The following is an 18,304-nucleotide window of genomic DNA, read 5'->3' as shown; positions in this document are numbered from 1 at the left end:
CTGCTAGTCCCGTATGTAAGGTTGATTCTAGCACAGGGGAAATTTTTGTTTTCGCGCTCATAGAACGGTTTTTGATTCGGTTTCTACCCCTTGGCAGCATCCCGTATCATTCGTTACGAACCCAGCTCTAATGCCTCAACAATCAACCCGTAAATCAACCCAATCTTAAAAATATTAAGCAGATCGAAGCATAAATGATTACCTTTGCTGATGTCCTGATCTGTAGAAGTCTGAAAGAGTTTTGGGCGGCTGTAATAGATACGACTTACGAGCTCAATAAAAATCAGGATGCCAGCACCGACAACCGGATCCCAAGCCGCTTTCTGTCCTGAGGTGGTGGGAACAACCGTGCCAATAAAATTTCCAAACAGCAGACTAATAATAGTTAGCGCAAAGCGCCGCCATGGATTTTGGAAAAATCGTCCAAATTTCCCAAGGCTTTCATCAAACAGAGTATTGAGTCTGGTGCGTTGCATGGTCGGGGATTAGCCAATTGTTAGTTGTATGGATAGTCAGGAGTTACTTGTTGAGTTGGTTCAGCAACCAAAGGGCGACAACGATCCCTGTGAAGTGAGAGGCGATCGTATGGGTATTGGCCAAAATGATAAAGAGATCTTTGGGTTGAATAAGCTGGGATGTATTCGAAAAAACCGCACCTTGGGGAATCGTTAGGGCTTTACCAATTACGAGTCCGACGAAAGATTCTGCACCAATGATCGCAGCCATCATACCTATTAGATTCGCGAGTAACCCGAATTTAATGGTCTGTAGGGTGTAGGATTTCTTCGGTCGCAAAGCATTGTCATTAACAAGCATCAAGCGGGCAATGGTTTTATAGCGAAAGAAAAAGAAAATGCTGACCACTAAAGCAACAATGCCACCCGCTGCACAAAAAACGCCAAAGCTACTACCTTGACTGAATGTGGGGTCTTGTTGGGCTGCAGAGGCATCACCGCCGACGAGGCTAGCGCTAGCAAAAAGCAAAATTAACGCTGCAATAACACCTAAAACAAGCTGTACCCAAAAACCGATATTGCCTGCGAATTTCAAGGTCGCGGAGGCTCGAAGAATGGCGGCAGGTATTGAGCTACCGGCTAAGGCTCCTGATGGGGAACGTTTCATGGGCAATCTTGTGGTTAGTTAAAGTGCTTTTGTCTTCATCTATTTTGTCATAGGTCATTATTGTTTCCACTGCAAACTCATTCATGTGGTCTGAAAAAGGACAGGCTATGATAATCATTCGATGTTTTTGTCTGTTCGCGGTTGATGAATCCGATTCGGTTAACTCTATTTTTTGTTGGTCTCAGTGTGGTGCTGGGATTAATTTTGTGGTTAATCAATTCGCTCTATCGACTTTATCTTCAGGTTTCGTTTACAGCTCCATTTTTGGCAAATATCCTGATTTTGCTGCTGATTGGGCTAATTGGGCTGATTCTTTGGACATTTATTCGCTATTTCAATCTGTTTGATCTAAAAAAATCGGGGAAACGTAAGGTTCGTCGGTCAGTCTCTTCGCAAAATGTGCCGCAATTACCGACAGAGAAAACAGAGGCAGCGGCAGTAAATCTTCAGGTTGTACAGCAACAAGTTTCGCAAATTCAAGATGAGGTTGCACGCAAGGTTCTGTTGGGGCGATCACAAGAAATTCAGGCGAGTTTCGAGCGTAATGAATTGCAGGTAGCAGTATTTGGAACAGGTTCTGCGGGTAAAACTTCGCTGGTTAACGCGATGATTGGTGAGATTGTTGGCAACGTTGAAGCGACGATGGGCACAACCAAACTCGGCAAACAGTTTCGTCTCAAGCTCAAAGGTCTCAAACGCGGCATTGTGATTACGGATACTCCCGGAATTTTGGAGATAGGAGAGGCCGGTGTCCAACGAGATGAGTTGGCACGAAATTTAGCAACGGAAGCGGATTTATTAGTATTTGTAGTAGATAACGATCTCCGCCAATCGGAGTTTGAGCCGCTCTGTGAGTTGGCTGAACTGGGGAAGCGATCGCTCCTAGTTTTCAATAAAATTGATCTTTATACCGCCGAAGACCAAGAAATTATTTGCGATCGCCTCAAAAGTAAAGTGCATCATCTCATTGCCGAAGAAGATGTAATTCCTGCATGTGCCAATCCGCAACCCTTTGAGCTGGAAGATGGCGAACTCTATGAACCAGAACCAGAAGTTGTCTTATTAATGGAGCGGTTAGCGACAGTATTACGGGCAGAAGGGGATGATTTGTTGGCGGATAATTTATTGTTGCAATCGAAACGTCTCACCGAGGAAACTCGCCGTATTATCGATCATCAACGCAAAAAACAGGCGGATCAAGTGATTGAGCGTTACCAATGGATTGGGGCAGGAGTCATTGCAGTTACGCCTTTGCCTGTGGTGGATATGTTAGCGACAGCGGCGGTAAATGCTCAGATGGTGATGGAAATTGGACGGGTTTATGGTTGTGAAATTGATGGCGATCGCGGCAAAGAATTAGCAGTGTCTCTCGGTAAAACGTTGGTAAGTTTAGGTGTTGTAAAAGGTGCAGTAGAAATGCTGGCGCGGGTTTTGCAAACTAACGTCGCAACGTTTGTCGTAGGAAAAGCGATTCAAGGGGTTACGGCAGCCTATTTAACACGCATTGCAGGCAAAAGTTTTATCGAATATTTCAGCAATGATCAAGATTGGGGTGATGGTGGCATTACAGAAGTGGTGCAAGAGCAATTTCAGCTCAGCAAAAAGGATGAATTCGTCAAAGATTTTGTGGGGGATGCGATCCTAAAAGTTGTAAATCCCTTTAAAGATATGTGGCAAATTGAGTTCGAAGAAGATCCGGAGCTTTCAGAATTAGAATGGACAGCACCAAAACGTCGCCGTCATGACGAATGGTGACGCCTTAAGAGGACTAGGGAATGGCTACTCTACGAAAAATTGATTGGCAAAAATTAGCAGAAATTCCAGAGTTAGAAGAATTTTTTGAGGCTGATTTTGAGGGATTCAAAGCTCATATTGAGGGAGACATAAAAGATATTGAGCAGTTTTCCGATGAGTCGTTAGAAAAAATTGCGAAGTTACGGGCGCTAGAGGTTACCAATGGTGTGACGCAATGGGCGTTTCGACGGGGTGATGAGAAGGCGATCTCTGTGGAAAAAGCGCGAATTTGCATGAATGTCGTCATGGGCTTTATGAAGAAAGTGGAATTAGATTTCCCGAGCATTGGCAAGGTGGAGTTTACGCCCGAGGAAAAAATTTTTGTGCGTAAGGTCCGGGAAACCTATATGGATGCGTTTAAACATGATTCGGAAGAGGCGAAAAAAGCTTTTTATGCGAATTCAACAGCACAATTTATTGTTTGTGGCCATGAGCGTTTAGAGGAAGCGATGGCATTGGTTAAGCAGGATTATGAGGAAATGTTTTCGCCTTATTACACTGGGCGAGGGCAGGGTTATATTCGCTCTTATTTAAAGAGTTTTGAGGAAGTAGCGGCCTAATTTCAATGCTGCACTTGGCAGGCGATCGCCTTTTCGTTCATGATCTAAATCTGTGCGTGGAGGTAGGACGATGAAAATACAAGCGGTAGACTACACAACGTTGGTAGCGTTAGTGGCGGAACTTCGGCAGGATTGGGTTCCAGCAAAATTGGAGCAGGTTTATCAATATGACAAGCAAACGATTTGTTTAGCTCTGCGCACGCTCAAAAAACGGGATTGGCTCTGGATTTCTTGGCATCCCCAAGCGGCACGCATTCATATGGGCGATCGCCCGCCGCGTGATCCCGATACGTTTACTTTTAGCGAACAATTGCGCCATCTGATTAAAGGATCGGCGTTAATTGGTTTGGAGTTTATTCAGCCTTGGGAACGGGTCGTGGATTTGCAATTTGGTACACGTCCCGGCGACCCAGCAAAATTTCATCTTTATGTGGAAATTATGGGGAAACACAGCAATGTGATTCTCACAGATGCTGATCAGAAAATTATTACCACCGCCCAACAAATTACCAGCGATCGCTCCTCTGTACGTCCAGTAGAAACCGGACAGCCCTATCAAGTCCCACCTGCTTTAACGAAAACTGCGCCAAGGCTCGATGAATCTTTTGAACGTTGGCAAGAACGAGTCGCCTTACTCCCAAAAGCCTTAAAGAAACAATTACTGTCTAATTATCGTGGTGTGAGTCCATTACTCCTCGAAAATATGATTCAGGCAGCGGATTTAGCATCGGCTCAGAATACCAATGAGGTAACTTCTGAGCAATGGCAAGCTTTATTTACTCAGTGGCAAAACTGGCTACATTGTCTAGAAAAAGAAGATTTTTCGCCAATACAATTTGACGGTGGTTATAGCGTTCTTAACTGGCCAAATTCTGAGGGGAAAGCCACTGATAATTTACAAGGGGTGGTGAGTCAATATTATGGCGATCGCCTCAACGAACAACAATTTCAGCAACTGCGTCATCAGCTCCAACAAAAACTAAACACCATCCTGAAAAAGCTGCGACAAAAAGCAAAAACTTTTGGCGATCGCCTCGCCCAATCCCAAGGCGCCGAAACCTTCCGGCAATACGGTGATTTAATGATGTCTTTTTTGCACGAGTGGCAAGTCGGCATGACAGAAATCACTTTAACCGACTTTGAAACAGGTGAACCCATCAAAATTCCTCTCAAGCCCGATAAAAATGCTGTTCAGAATGGTCAAGCCTTTTATAAACAACACCAAAAACTAAAACGCGCCAATCAAATCGTGCAACCTTTACTCGATGAAGTAAATGCCGAAATTCACTACCTAGAACAGATCGAGGGTAGTTTAGAACAACTGACTGAGTACAAAAATCGTGATGACTTGAAAGCATTACAGGAAATTAAAACAGAGCTAATTCAAGAAAAATACCTTGCCTCAGATCGCAGCAACCCCAGCGTCAAAGACATTTCCAAACCCCATATTTATCCCACACCATCCGGCGGTGAACTATGGATCGGCCGCAATAACCAACAAAACGACAACCTCACTTTCCGCATGGCGAATGACTACGACATTTGGTTCCACAGTCAAGAAATTCCAGGGAGCCATGTGTTGTTAAGGCTCCAACCAGGTGAAGTGCCTGACGAAAAAGAATTACAGTGGGCTGCAGATTTTGCAGCTTACTATAGTCGCGCTAGCCAAAGCGAACAGGTACCCATCATCTATACCAAACCCAAAAACGTTTATAAACCCAAAGGTGCAAAACCCGGCATGTGTATCTATAAACGTGAAACGATTCTCTGGGGACAACCCCAACGCGCAAAACAGGCGATCGCCTCCCAAACCAATAACCAAGACTAGCGATTGAATTGCCTCAATAAAAAAGCGAGATCACAATGACCTCGCCTCTTCCAAACAATTAAATTGTTATTTCTAATAAATTACAGACTTTTTTAAAGCTAAATAATCTCGAAATTAACCTTCCCAGTTCTTAGCAACGATCTCAGCAAGGTCAACAACACGCTGAGAATAACCCCACTCGTTGTCATACCAAGCAACAACCTTAATCATGTCGCCATCAAGAGCGAGAGTAAGGCTACTGTCGATAGTGGAAGAAACATCAGTACCACGGAAGTCACAAGAAACGAGAGGCTCGTCAGTGTAACCGAGAATACCTTTCATGTAAGTCTCAGAAGCTTCCTTAAGAACCTGGTTCACTTCCTCAGCAATTGTCTGCTTCTCAACCTGTGCAACGAGGTCAACAACAGAAACGTTAGGAGTTGGTACACGCATTGCGATACCAGTGAGCTTACCCTTCATCTCAGGAATCACGAGAGCAACAGCTTTCGCAGCACCAGTGGAAGTAGGAACAATGTTCTCAGCTGCCGCACGAGCACGACGCATATCACGGTGGCTGTTATCAAGAATACGCTGGTCGCCAGTATAACTGTGAACAGTTGTCATCACACCTTTGATAATGCCAAAGCGATCATTGATGACTTTAACAATGGGAGCCAAGCAGTTAGTTGTACAACTTGCATTACTAACGACGTTTTGCTTGTCGTGAGCATACTCATCGTCATTTACACCAACAACATAAGTACCGATATGACCACCCTTACCAGGCGCAGTGATCAATGCTTTCTTTGCACCAGCGACAAAGTGCTTCGAAGCACCATCTTCAGTATTAAAAACACCAGTAGATTCGATTACTAGGTCAATGCCCCATTCTTTCCAAGGAAGATTTAGGGGATTTCTGTCGGAACAACACTTAATTACATGACCATTAACTGTGATGGAATTCGCATCATAGCTAATCTCGCCGTCGAATTTGCCCAACATCGTATCGTAACGAAGCATGTGAGCGTTGCTCTTGGTATCGGTCGTAGCATTGATACCAACAACTTGAATCTGACTGTCAGTGCGACCAGCCCAACATCTCAAGAAATTACGCCCAATACGTCCGAATCCATTGATCGCTACTCTAATCACCGCGTCTTACCCTCTGTTTTAGACTAAAATTGCAATAAAAATTTTCATTTCGTGACCCCAATCATATCAAAGACTGCACAATTCGATCCCCGAATTTATGAAAACCCTCTATGGGGTCATTTTTTTTACTTTTTGTCTAGGAAAGGCTACTGGCGTTTGTTCTAGGGATCTCAAAGCTTTAAAAAAGGTCTTTGAAATGGCGCGAAGTATCAGCATAAATGCTTAAAACAGGGGAGATCACCGTAATCTAGAAGGGTAAATTCTTGTAAAAAATCGTTAATGCTGCATACTTAATGGTGTCCTAAAAAACTTTACAAGAGTTCTTCATTTTAGGTTGTGTATGTGCGAGGAGAAAGATCTTTGAAAACTGTAGATCTAAGCGGTAAACCTTTTCATTTCATCGGAATCGGCGGTATTGGCATGTCCGCTCTTGCCTATGTCCTTGCACAGCGAAATTTACCGGTATCTGGCTCAGATCGTCGATCTAGTCATATCACGGAAAGGCTAGCGGGTGCGGGTGCAAATATTTTTAGTCAGCAAGTTAAGGAAAATCTTCATCCTGTTGAGCCAGAAGCAAACACAGCAACGAAATTGCCCCAGGTGATTTGCTCTACAGCAATCGGCAAAGAAAATCCGGAGTTCCAAGCAGCACAGTCACTCGGCTGTGATATTTTTCACCGCTCTGATGTGTTGGCGGCTTTAGTTAATGAATATGACAGTGTCGCGGTTGGTGGCACCCATGGCAAAACAACCACAAGTAGCTTGATTGGCTACATTTTGCTCAAGGCGGGTCTCGATCCCACAATCATCGTCGGCGGTGAAGTCGATGCTTGGAATGGCAATGCCCGTTTAGGAGATAGCGGCTATTTAGTCGCAGAAGCGGATGAGTCAGATGGCACATTAGTAAAGCTCAACCCGAAGATCGGGATTGTGACAAATATCGAGCTGGATCACCCGGATCATTACCAGTCTATTGATGATGTCATTGAAACTTTCCGCACTTTTGCTGAGCGTTGCAAGGTATTAGTAGCTTGTCTTGATTGCCCAACGATCGCTTCTGGGTCTTTAGATTTTGACATTAGCTACGCAATTGATAACCACACAAATGCGGATTATTGGGCAACAGATATTGATTATGGGGCGATGGCGACGACCGCCACAATTTGGGAAAGGGGCGATCGCCTCGGTGAGATTAGCCTGACATTACTTGGGAAACATAATCTAAATAATGCATTAGCGGCGATCGCCGTTGCCCGTTATTTTGATGTGCCCTTCGCACCAATTGCCGAAGCTCTTGCCACGTTTGGCGGCGCAAAACGGCGTTTCGAGGTGAAAGGCAAACGTCAGGGAATTACTTTTATTGATGATTATGCCCATCACCCAAGCGAAATTTCAGTCACCCTTGCAGCCGCGAGAATCAGATCAGGCAAGGATCGTCGCGTTGTGGCCATATTCCAACCGCATCGCTATAGTCGCACGGCTAGTTTCCTTGATGAATTTGCGGTCTCCTTTAAAGATGCCGATATTACGGTAATTACGGATATTTATGGTGCAGGAGAGGAAAATACCGCTAACCTTACAGGTGAAACCCTCCAGCAGGCGATCGCACAGCACCAAGATAATGTGTTTTATCAACCCGATTTTCGTCAGCTACCCCGATGGCTATCACCGCAATTACAGCATGGAGATTTAGTCTTATTTTTAGGTGCTGGAAATCTCAATCAGATTATTGCTGTTTTTTTTAATGAGAGTTTCCCTGAATAAGTAATTTTGATGATGGATCAGTCAAATGTCCATTGACGAAGTTTGAAATTTCAGATTAAGGTGCGTGCATCGCGAATTGTAACCTAGCAACAAGTCAGCAAAACGAATGGTCTGCTCTCCCCCTTCCCGGTCTTCAATCACGAGACTCCCTGTCTCAACTCCCCAACCCTCATCCTCTTTAATCAAGTCAAAAATCAATCTAGCGAAGTTCACATCATTTCGGGTCGGTGGCGATGCGGAATTCTATGCCGAACCGACATCTCTAGAGGAAACTCAAGCTTGTATCGAATGGTATGTCGACTATCGCGAGGATCTACCGTTAACGATTTTAGGAGCTGGCTCTAACTTATTAATCAGCGACCATGGTTTACCTGGATTTGTGCTTAATACACATCGCCTTAGGTATTACCACGCTGAAACAGAAGGGTTATTGATTGCTAGTGCTGGGGAACCGATTGCTCGTCTCGCATGGAATGCAGCAAAACGGGGTTGGAGTGGTTTAGAATGGGCCGTTGGTATTCCGGGTAGTGTGGGAGGTAGTATCGTCATGAATGCAGGTGCTCACCAAGGTTGCGTTGCTGACGTGTTGCAATGGGTGAAAGTACTTGAGCCTGATGGTTCGATTACGCAGTTAGAGGCGGAAGCCCTTGATTATCGGTATCGAACATCTAATCTTCAGGGAGGCGATCGCCTCGTTCTGGAAGCAGCATTTAAGCTAGAAACTGGTTTTGAAGCAAAAGAAATTAAGCGCACAACCAACGCCAACTTCAAGATGCGTAAAGAAACCCAGCCTTATCACCTCCCTAGCTGTGGCAGTGTCTTCCGTAACCCTTACCCCAAAGCCGCTGGGCGGTTAATCGAAGAACTAGGACTTAAGGGTTATCGCATTGGTGGGGCACAAGTTGCAGAACGCCATGCAAACTTTATCTTGAATTGTGGTGATGCAAAAGCCATGGATATTTTTCAACTGATTCAGCATGTGCAAGCTCAAGTTGAAGAACATTGGGAGATTTTACTAAAACCTGAAGTGAAAATTCTCGGCGATTTTTCCTATGCAAACTCACCATTGAAATAGTAGAACTTTCGCAAATTCACCAATAAGAGCGTGAGGATATTAAGATAGTCTACGGATCGTCATATCGATTTCATCGTATCTTTTCGATCTCTCCACTGAAGCATATTAGACATTTAACTCTGTAACCACTATGGCAAAAGGACAAGGATTTGGTCTCGGACTTGGCAAGATGAAAGAACTTGCTAATGCGTTTCAAAAAGCACAACAGGTGCAAGAAGGAGCGAAAAAGCTCCAAGAAGAGCTTGAAGCAATGAACGTTGAAGGTACAAATGCTGATGGTTCTGTCAAAGTCATCCTTAGTGGTAATCAAGAACCCCGTAGTGTAGAAATCTCTGATGCGGCGATCGCCAAAGGTTCTGCGGATCTATCTGCAGCTGTCACTGAAGCACTCACTGACGCTTACACAAAATCTACTGAGACAATGCGCTCCAGAATGGAAGAACTCACTAGCGGCCTAAACATCCCTGGACTCTAAAAATTAGTCCATCGTTAATTCATTGAGATTGACACTCGAATTCAGATAGATTTTACACTCACAATCTTGAGATAAATAAAAAGCTCCTAAACGTAATGTTTGGGAGCTTTTTAGATGTTAGTGAGGATAACCTCAGCTCTTTAATGCTTGGTAAGCTTTCTGGACATCGGCAATTGTAAATAGACTCGAAAATTTCAAGTTTTGGCTCGCGTAAAATTCAGAACCACCCTGTTGTCGATCAACAACTGCAATAATTTCTGTCACTTGATAACCTATATCTTGTAAACGCTCAACAGCTTGTGCTGCAGACTTTCCAGTTGTAACAACATCTTCAAGGACAACGACTTTTGCTCCTTCTGGTAGAGAAGGTCCTTCAATATAAGCTTGTGTCCCATGACCTTTGGCTTTTTTACGAATGATTAATGCAGGTAAGGGGCGATCTTCGTAGGCAGAGACCACGCTTACAGCAGAAACAATGGGATCTGCGCCAAGAGTTAGACCAGCAACGGCAGCAATATCAGGATCCAACTGCTGGAGAATGAGACGACCGGTCATCACGCCACCAGCCGCAGTGAGGGTCACGAGCTTTCCATTGATGTAATAGGTGCTCTTTTGACCAGAGGAAAGGATAAAGTCTCCTTCCTTATAAGCTTCAGTGGCAATTTGATTTAAAAGACACTGTCTAAGGGTTGCGGTGTCAGCAGTTAATAGAGTTGAAAGGGAAGGATTAGTTGTCATGAAGCTATGGGAAAAGAAAACTTGACCAATTTAGATTTGTGAGCAAAGATGCTGGTAAGGATTTGATTTACGGACGAAATTACCATGCAAAAATGGTCTAATCATTTAATCACAGTTTTCGCGGTTGGAGCGGCAATCCAAGTGGCTTCAGCGCCGGCGATCGCCCAGACTCATCTAGAGGGTCGCCACCCCAACTATCCAGAGCATACTGCGGATGCATTCGATCGTGCCGTCAGTTATGAACTCCGTGATACTGATACAAGTTTCGATACATGGCAAGTGCTGAATGAGTATTTCGGTGTCTTCCCTCTTTCCTTAACTCAGCCAGCTTATCCCGAACATCAAGCAAAACGAGATTACAAAAAGGTTGATCTTTTGTATCGTGATGTGATGCTCCAGCAAGTTGCTAGCGACCCTGTGATTCGTACACCAGATTTGGCGAATCCTTTTAACTCTTCGATACGCAGTGAAGCTCCAGCTCAAAACGGCACACTACAGCTTCTACGCGGCACCGATTTTTCTTTCGACCGCTAAGTAAGTCTAAACGAAAGCTTATTGATTTTTCGGGTGTTTTCCTCAAATATCTATATTGATATTGAGGAGGCATAAGTCAATCAATGTTCTCGTCGAGACATTCCTCGCCATGAAAGACAAATAAGTCCGGATCAAGATCTGAGGCATTGGACTCAATGCCTCTTTTGATTAGCAGCCAAAGCTTTGAGGAAATCCCAATTCCGTTTTGGTTGAGCGTGTGAATCAAGTCCAGGGTACAGGAGTTGAACCTGTCTAACACGAATTATGAGTTCGTTGCCTAAACCGCTCGGCCAACCCTGGTTATATTCGGGAGAAAGCACCCGCTGGTTATCATAATATAATTTGTCTTTACTGCTTTGAACAATTTCTTCTTTATTTAACGGCGATCGCCCATGAAATTTCAGACAACCCTCGCTTTTACCCTACTGTTACTCGTGGCAATGGTTGGTGCTGGAACAGTAAGTGCCCTTTATGGCTTTACCATCGGCTATGACGCTTTACAGGGAGTTCGACAGCCAGAAGGGAACCCCACTCAGCAGTTAATACGAAGCCGCAAATCATCCAAAGAACATGCAAGTGTCAATGGCATTGAGCTTGTCTCTGAGCGGGAAGTCATTGTCGAGGTATATGACAAGATTTACGCGCGTGAGCAAGGTCTCAAAAAAGATAATGCAGCCAATAGTGCCCAGACAGACAGTAATTTCGTTAAAACGATAGAAAAAGAAGGAACTCCAACACCTGAAGCTCAAGCCGAAACTGTCTTTCCTCTCACGAGCACAGCACAAAATATTCAGTTTGATGTGATCGATTCTCGTCTTCTCGGGAATTATTGGGTACTTGATATTAGTTTGCAAAACAATAGCAATTCCGCAGTACGATTTCTCTACAATTTCCTTGAACTAAAAGATGGTCAAGGCCGCCTAGTGAGTGGCCAAACAGAGGGTTTGCCAGCCGAGATTCCAGCAAATAATCAAAGTTACACTGGGCAGGTGCGTATTCCTGCGGTGATTTTGGAAGATGTCGAAACCATTTCAATGAATCTTAGCGATTATCCAAATCAAGAAATCACCCTAGAGATTGCCGATATTCCGGTGGTGCGTTAAGAAGGTAAGGATTAATTTGAGGGTCTTTACGCCAAATTCATGTTGTCCAGCGGTGATATTTTAGTTCGACTATGCTCGGTTTTTGTCCTTATTGCGATTAATGCGTTTTTCGTAACTGCTGAGTTTTCAATTGTTTCAGTCCGGCGATCGCGTATCAGTCAGCTCATTGCAGAAGGGGACACAAAAGCAAAAATGGTACAGGCTTTGCAGTCAAGACTGGAAAGACTCCTCTCGACAACGCAGTTAGGCATTACCTTATCCAGTCTCGCCTTAGGGTGGATCGGTGAGGAGACAATGGCCAGCTCCATTGAGCAACTTCTAGTACAGATGCCGCTACCAGAGGTCTGGACAAAGCCTTTTGCTGCTTCTGTCTCGATTCCTTTTGCGTTCTTTTTAATTGCGTATTTACAAATTATTTTGGGAGAACTTTGCCCAAAATCCCTGGCTCTATCCCATTCAGAGGAAATCGCTCGCTGGTTAGCACCTCCAAGTTTAACGATCGCCCGAATTTTCAATCCGTTTATCTGGATTCTAAATCAATCAAATCGCCGTATGCTACAGCTTTTCGGCATTGCCCCTATTCATCAAAATCTTTGGCAAGATCGTGTAACGCCAGAAGAACTACAACTGATTATTAATACTGAACAAGAATCAATGGGTTTGGAAGCGGAGGAGCGAGAGCTGCTGAACAATGTGATCGAATTTGGAGATGTGAAAGCGGAAGAAATTATGACCCCCCGCACTAATATTCATGCGATCGCCAAAACATCTACCCTGGCTGACCTATTGGCAAAAGTCGGAAAAACCCATCATTCTGCCTATCCTGTCCGTAACGAATCTATTGATGACATTGTCGGGTTTGTTCGTTTTCGAGATTTTGCGGTGCCGTTCGCAGAAGAACAGACCAGCCTTAATCACACTATTGAAGATTGGATTAGACCGATTCCCTTTGTGTCTGAAGAAACGCCTATTGCGGATCTTCTCCCAAAAATGCAACGGACAAAACAACCAATGGTAATGGTCGTAGATGAGTTTGGCGGTACATCGGGGCTGGTCACACTTAAAGATATTATCAATGAAATTATTGGGGATGAGCCGGAACAAGGCATCGATTCAACACCACCAATTCAGTCGATTAATCCTCACACTTTTCTCGTTGATGCTCAGATTGATCTTGATGAGCTCAATGAAGCCCTACAAATTGATTTGCCGAGTACGGATGATTATCAAACTTTGAGTGGCTTCCTACTTTACCAGTGGCAAAAAATCCCCAAAACAAACGAAATTTTCCGCTTTGATGATTTAGAATTCGTCGTCTCTGAAGTCAGTGGCCCTCGCATTAAGCAAATTAAAGTGGTAAAAACAAAATCTGAGTTTGAGGCGATCGCCGAACCGGATGCTCAGCAAAAAACTGACCCTGCCACCAATTTTGACGAAATGCTATCCCCAGAAAGGGATAGTGGTGAAGAGAATCAGTCTGAATAAGTTGAGGGATAGACTGGCAGACTAATTATCTGGCTCTTTATCTTTGTTCTTACTGGTATTCAAGTCAGGGATTAAATCAGGTTTTTTTGCATTTTCCCAACCTACAGGTCGCTTGGAATTAAAAAAAGCGACAAGACCAATGCCAACAGCAGCCACCAAACCAACGGCATACACCAACGTGAAATATAACGGAAAAGACTTGGCGGCAATAGTAACTAAAAAATCTGTATAGTGGCTCATTCTGTTCTAGCTGTTACGTTTTTTTACAATATACCAAGGAGTGGAAGACCACCCAATCTCCGTCAGAAGTAGAAGTCAACGGCTGCCTTTGCTCCAAATAAAAACCATAAACAATTTCATAGATTTAGACGTTGTTGTTTGATGAGTGAAAGACGTATCGTTTTAAAACAGGCGATGTCATAAGATTCGACCCATATTTAGCGGGAACCTGCTGAAATATCGCAATTTTAGTGAACTATTGCCTCAGGACACCATGACTCTCTCGTGATGGTTGCCAGAGTGCCGAACCTATCTTTTTTGTCTATGGCTCACATTTCTGACTCATCTCCAAAGCCTTGGTCACACCAATGGCTTCTTTATCTTGGCCTAATTAGTCTCGGCATTTTTGCTTGGCTGCCAAACAGTTATGTCGCCATGCGGGATTGGTTTTGGTTACCGGTTTGGCAGGGAGGATTTCTATGTGTAGGACTATGGTTTTTGTTAACGCTGCGGGATTACCATCGATCCTGGCAAACGTTAGGTTATGGATTGGATTGGGGCATTGGGGCATTGGCGTTATCACTACTGCTCTCAACCCTAGGGGCAGCATCGCCGAAGGCTGCGGCTTGGTATTTAGTCATGGTGCTTGGTCACGGCTTGGCTCTATATGCACTCCGAAATTGGCTACAGCAAAATCAGCTCTGGCAAAGGTTATGGGTCGGATTATGCATCGTTGGCACAGGATCAGCGGTAGTGAGTTTGGGATTGTGGCTTCCGCAGGCAGATTGGTTTAGTCTCCGAAATGGTCTGCCTCTCGGCTCCTATGGAGCAATGGGTGGTTACCTAGTTCTAATTTTGCCGATGGTTGTAGCTTTGGCGATCGCCCGCAAAGGTCAGCAAAGATTGTTCTGGGGTGTTGGGGCTGGCCTTATTTTGCTCGATTTGTATACAACTGCGGCCCGTTCTGCGTTGGTGGCGATCGCCATTGTGGGAGTTTTTAGCTATATCTTGTCTTTGGCAAATTTACGGCGGGATTTTTCATTTCAGAAATTAACGGTACGTAGCCTTTTGCTCGCAGTGGTGCTCTTAACAGCAGGATTAAATCCAAGGGTATTTGCATCAGCGAATTGGCAAAATATTCAGCCAACAGTGGCATCTGACCTAAATTTAGTGGGCTCGGTAAAAAGTCGCTTTCTCCTTTGGGTCACAAGTACTGATTTTGTACAGCTAAATCCGCTCAATGGAATTGGAATTGGTAATCTCGGGCGATCATTAGATCTCTTTCGGCCACTCACTGGCCAATCCCCTGAAACACCACATTTGTTTAGTACTCCTCTACAGATTTTGAGTGAGATGGGTCTGTATGGTGTGGTAGCAGCATTACTCCTGCTATTTATGGTGATGCGACTGTGGCTCTCGATGCTCCCTTACGTTGAGCAGGGCAGTGCCGCAGAATTATTGATCTATGGCATCGGGGCTGGCTGGGCAAGCTACGGCATGGTCTGTTTTGTCGATTATCAATTGGAATATTTACCAATTAGCCTGACTTTGGTAGCAACCCTTGCGTTACTGTTGGCGATCGCCCAAATCTATAGTCCTGAGGAACAAGAGCCTTTTTCCAATCGACAGCGCCGAGGCATTCAGCTCGTGGGGTTATGGTTCCTGACGGTGGTGTTGTATTTGGGATTGCCGATGACCTTTGCAGTCGCTTTAAATGATCAAGCTCAAGAAGCAAAAGGGGTTAGAAATACAGACCGCTACGAAGAAAAATTACAAGAAGCCCATCGTCTTGTGCCTTGGCAACAGAGCCATATGGTGGATTTGGGGATGCACTATTGGCAACAACGACAGGAGAAATTAGCGACAGGTCTAGCGCCAGGAGAATTTGAAATATTAAGTGGCTCGATTCGGACTTATTTTCAGGCAGCAAGTCGAGCGGTGCCAGATGATGTGCTTTTGAAATATAACGATGGGGCGATCGCCGTTGATTTTGAGCCAGAGCGCAGTACTCAAATTTTTGAAGACCTATTAAAAAATGACGCGAATCGCTTTCCTTATGTCTTTTACTTTTTAGCGCAGAGCTACAGCGAACAAGAACTTTATCCCGAAAAAGTTGAAGAATTGTTAGCGCTCCAACTACTGCGTACCCCTGAATTTCTAACCGCTCCTCGTTGGGACACAGAGCCGACACTCAAAGCATTGCGAGACAAAATCTATCCAAAGGCGATCGCCCACTATGAGGCTTTACTGAAACAATTACCGCCCAATAGCCGCGATTTCCAGCAGCTTTACGAGACCATGCTTTTACTAAAATGGTGGCAAAATGATTTTCTCGGACAAGTGACGCCTAGTCGCCTCCGACCTGCAGTACAAGCGATTATTTTGGCGGATTCCCAACCTCAGCGTTCCCTAGAAATTATTAATGATGCTCTCGCAGAAATTGCTGACGATTTGCCAACGCAATTGCTGAAAGCTTGGTTTGATCCAGAATTTGCCATCAGTATTGAGCGCCCGAATGGTGAAACGGTCATCGTCAGCCAACCAAGTGAAAGCTACGCCAATTTACGGGAATGGATTGCCGATATTTTTCCCAGTGAACTGGTCACAGCAACGCCTGTCCCAAACCGAGACTTTCGCTATCGTGATCCGAATCTCGCTGGCTTGAGTCGGATTATTCCGCCAGCAAATTTACGGTCTGTGCCAATGCTAGACCTTTTAGGATTGTTTGGCGATCGCCCAGTGCCTGAAGTTGAAACATTCCTCACAGAACAGCAACAAACACTATTGGAATAATCACTATCCCGAACTCACGTTTTTTATTGAAAATATCTTGTTGATTGAGCTCAATCAGTAGAATATTGCATAAAATAATTGCTGCTCAATAAAGAACAAAAAGCCTCAAGCCCAGATTGGGAGAGACTTTTCCCCTATTGTTCTTATCCTGAACTCACGTTATCTCTAAAAAAACAGGCATAAAAAAGGAGTAGTCATTGATTGCCACTACTCCATAAAAATCGATTTAGTTAAGCAAGACCTTTCGAAGTCTTAGGCTGCACAGATCTCTAAATTCGACCTCGTAACATCATGGCCATTTCGTTCGGGAGTGGCGATTTTTCGAGGGCGATTTCTTCAGTAATCCGACCTTCTTGGTAAAGGTTAAAGAGAGACTGATTCATCGTGATCATGCCATCGTACTCACCATCCTGCATCAGAGCGAGCATCTCCTCATACTTGGCTTCTTTAATGTAGTCACGCATCGTATCGGTATTCACCAAAATGTCATGATAAGCAGCTCGTTTGCCATCCGTTGTCCGACATAGACCTTGGGCAATCACAGAAACTAAAGATTCGGCGATCGCAACCTTCATCGCATCCTGTTCCTCAGCACTATAAAGGTTCAAAATACGCTCAATCGTTTTAATCGCACTGTTCGTGTGGAGCGTTCCCATTACGAGGTGACCCGTTTGTGCTGCTTTGAGAGCCGTGTTGACCGTTTCTTTGTCCCGCATCTCACCAACAAGGATTAAATCAGGGTCTTCCCGCAAAGCCGCCTTCAACGCATTATCAAACTTGAGGGTATGCATCCCTACTTCGCGGTGTTTAATCAAGGATTTTCTACTCGTGTGAACAAATTCCACCGGATCCTCAATCGTAATAATATTTTTCGGGTGGGTTTTGTTGATATAGTCCACCATCGCAGCCATGGTTGTGGACTTACCGGAACCTGTTGGCCCCGTCACTAACACTAAACCTTTCTCAGAATCCGAAATATTTTTAAAGACGGGCGGCAAACGTAGCTGCTCCATCGTCAAAATTTTCAGTGGAATGAGACGCATCACCATCGAAGGGCCGAGCAAAGAATCAAAAATATTGATCCGCACCCGTGCAAATTCGTATTGAGTTGCCCCATCAAAGTCGAGATTGTCTTTAAATCTTTGAATTTCTTGGGGAGTCAACACCTCATGCAGCCAAGCATAGAAGGTGTCGTTATCCGTCATCGGATAATCCGTCGTTAAAATTTCACCACGATCGCGAAAACGAGGTTTTTCTCCAACACCAACGTGCACATCAGAAAAACCTTCTTTGTGAGCATGGGTAATGATGTGCTCCAGCGTCGGTTGTCCAGCGCCACGTTGGGGAATTGCTGGTGCGGCTGGCACGGCTTTTTGCCGTGGCGGCGGAGGAGCTGCAGGGCGAGCTGGTGCTGGTGGACGTTGGGGCGATCGCCGCTTCTGCTGTTGAGGTGTGACAATCTGCGTTTCATCCTTCGGCATTGGGGGCATCCCGCCACCACGGGGGTTAACAATCTGAGTCTCTTCCCTTGAACCTTGGGAATTGAGAGGCGGCATCGGCATTTTCTGACCCGCATCAGGGCGTTGTGGTGGTGTTGGTGTCATAGGAAAATCGAGAATCAATAATGGGTTTCTATTGGCACGGAAACTGGGCAAGGCGCATTCATTTACGTTCTCCAAAGAC

The 18,304-nt window shown here is 44.7% G+C and carries 16 protein-coding genes and 1 tRNA gene; 10 read left to right on the top strand and 7 right to left on the bottom strand.

Annotated features, from left to right (window positions below):
* Positions 1-113: 113 nt before the first annotated feature.
* Together LEPTO7376_RS00695 and LEPTO7376_RS00690 are read right to left on the bottom strand one after the other, a co-directional pair.
* Positions 114-476 (bottom strand): DUF565 domain-containing protein, encoded by a 363-nt coding sequence (locus LEPTO7376_RS00695; protein ID WP_015132373.1) that lies wholly within the window; start codon positions 474-476, stop codon positions 114-116.
* A gap of 43 nt (positions 477-519) precedes the next feature.
* Positions 520-1,122: a DUF3611 family protein gene (locus LEPTO7376_RS00690; protein ID WP_015132372.1), complete on the bottom strand. Its 603-nt coding sequence runs from the start codon at positions 1,120-1,122 to the stop codon at positions 520-522.
* Positions 1,123-1,266: 144 nt separating this feature from the next.
* On the opposite strand from LEPTO7376_RS00690, the gene LEPTO7376_RS00685 reads away from it, so the two are divergent.
* From LEPTO7376_RS00685 to LEPTO7376_RS00675, 3 genes are all read left to right on the top strand, one after another.
* Positions 1,267-2,877, top strand: a complete 1,611-nt coding sequence (locus LEPTO7376_RS00685; RefSeq protein WP_015132371.1) for a YcjF family protein — start codon at positions 1,267-1,269, stop codon at positions 2,875-2,877.
* Positions 2,878-2,897: 20 nt separating this feature from the next.
* Positions 2,898-3,476, top strand: coding sequence for a hypothetical protein (locus LEPTO7376_RS00680; protein ID WP_015132370.1), 579 nt, complete (start codon positions 2,898-2,900; stop codon positions 3,474-3,476).
* A gap of 76 nt (positions 3,477-3,552) precedes the next feature.
* Positions 3,553-5,304, top strand: coding sequence for an NFACT family protein (locus tag LEPTO7376_RS00675; RefSeq protein ID WP_041764574.1), 1,752 nt, complete (start codon positions 3,553-3,555; stop codon positions 5,302-5,304).
* A 114-nt stretch (positions 5,305-5,418) separates the two neighbouring features.
* Here the strand turns inward: LEPTO7376_RS00675 and LEPTO7376_RS00670 are convergent, their stop codons facing one another.
* Entirely contained in the window at positions 5,419-6,435 is a 1,017-nt protein-coding gene (locus tag LEPTO7376_RS00670) for a type I glyceraldehyde-3-phosphate dehydrogenase (RefSeq protein WP_015132368.1), read from the bottom strand.
* 360 nt (positions 6,436-6,795) lie between these two features.
* Between LEPTO7376_RS00670 and murC the strand changes: the two genes are divergently transcribed.
* The 3 genes from murC to LEPTO7376_RS00655 all read left to right on the top strand — a co-directional run bounded on the left by murC (position 6,796) and on the right by LEPTO7376_RS00655 (position 9,749).
* Positions 6,796-8,199 (top strand): UDP-N-acetylmuramate--L-alanine ligase, encoded by a 1,404-nt coding sequence (gene murC / locus LEPTO7376_RS00665; RefSeq protein ID WP_015132367.1) that lies wholly within the window; start codon positions 6,796-6,798, stop codon positions 8,197-8,199.
* 106 nt (positions 8,200-8,305) lie between these two features.
* Positions 8,306-9,274 carry a UDP-N-acetylmuramate dehydrogenase gene (gene murB, locus LEPTO7376_RS00660; protein WP_015132366.1) on the top strand — a complete coding sequence of 323 codons (969 nt, stop codon included), beginning with the start codon at positions 8,306-8,308 and terminating at the stop codon, positions 9,272-9,274.
* A 130-nt stretch (positions 9,275-9,404) separates the two neighbouring features.
* On the top strand, positions 9,405-9,749 hold the full coding sequence (locus LEPTO7376_RS00655; RefSeq protein ID WP_015132365.1) for a YbaB/EbfC family nucleoid-associated protein: 345 nt from the start codon (positions 9,405-9,407) through the stop codon (positions 9,747-9,749).
* 132 nt (positions 9,750-9,881) lie between these two features.
* Here LEPTO7376_RS00655 and pyrE read toward each other — a convergent pair whose 3' ends face one another.
* Positions 9,882-10,487, bottom strand: a complete 606-nt coding sequence (pyrE, locus tag LEPTO7376_RS00650) for an orotate phosphoribosyltransferase (protein WP_015132364.1) — start codon at positions 10,485-10,487, stop codon at positions 9,882-9,884.
* An 84-nt stretch (positions 10,488-10,571) separates the two neighbouring features.
* Here pyrE and LEPTO7376_RS00645 point away from each other — a divergent pair, with 84 nt between their 5' ends.
* On the top strand, positions 10,572-11,021 hold the full coding sequence (locus LEPTO7376_RS00645) for a hypothetical protein (RefSeq protein ID WP_015132363.1): 450 nt from the start codon (positions 10,572-10,574) through the stop codon (positions 11,019-11,021).
* A 227-nt stretch (positions 11,022-11,248) separates the two neighbouring features.
* Here the strand turns inward: LEPTO7376_RS00645 and LEPTO7376_RS00640 are convergent.
* Positions 11,249-11,321: transfer RNA gene (locus tag LEPTO7376_RS00640), tRNA-Ile, on the bottom strand.
* 92 nt (positions 11,322-11,413) lie between these two features.
* On the opposite strand from LEPTO7376_RS00640, the gene LEPTO7376_RS00635 reads away from it, so the two are divergent.
* Both LEPTO7376_RS00635 and LEPTO7376_RS00630 read left to right on the top strand, forming a co-directional pair.
* Positions 11,414-12,124 (top strand): hypothetical protein, encoded by a 711-nt coding sequence (locus tag LEPTO7376_RS00635; protein WP_015132362.1) that lies wholly within the window; start codon positions 11,414-11,416, stop codon positions 12,122-12,124.
* Positions 12,125-12,163: 39 nt separating this feature from the next.
* Positions 12,164-13,609 carry a hemolysin family protein gene (locus tag LEPTO7376_RS00630; RefSeq protein WP_015132361.1) on the top strand — a complete coding sequence of 482 codons (1,446 nt, stop codon included), beginning with the start codon at positions 12,164-12,166 and terminating at the stop codon, positions 13,607-13,609.
* A gap of 21 nt (positions 13,610-13,630) precedes the next feature.
* On the opposite strand, the gene psb35 is transcribed toward LEPTO7376_RS00630, so the two are convergent.
* The gene (gene psb35 / locus LEPTO7376_RS00625) at positions 13,631-13,849 is read right to left on the bottom strand and encodes a photosystem II assembly protein Psb35 (protein ID WP_015132360.1); all 219 of its coding nucleotides are present in this window, start codon (positions 13,847-13,849) and stop codon (positions 13,631-13,633) included.
* A gap of 303 nt (positions 13,850-14,152) precedes the next feature.
* Here psb35 and LEPTO7376_RS00620 point away from each other — a divergent pair, with 303 nt between their 5' ends.
* Entirely contained in the window at positions 14,153-16,621 is a 2,469-nt protein-coding gene (locus LEPTO7376_RS00620) for an O-antigen ligase (RefSeq protein WP_041763067.1), read from the top strand.
* Positions 16,622-16,890: 269 nt separating this feature from the next.
* On the opposite strand, the gene LEPTO7376_RS00615 is transcribed toward LEPTO7376_RS00620, so the two are convergent.
* Positions 16,891-18,225, bottom strand: coding sequence for a type IV pilus twitching motility protein PilT (locus LEPTO7376_RS00615; protein WP_015132358.1), 1,335 nt, complete (start codon positions 18,223-18,225; stop codon positions 16,891-16,893).
* Positions 18,226-18,304 lie beyond the last annotated feature (79 nt).

Source organism: [Leptolyngbya] sp. PCC 7376, assembly GCF_000316605.1.
In the GTDB taxonomy this organism is placed as follows: Bacteria; Cyanobacteriota; Cyanobacteriia; order Cyanobacteriales; family MRBY01; genus MRBY01.
This window is presented reverse-complemented; position numbering and strand designations above follow the sequence as displayed.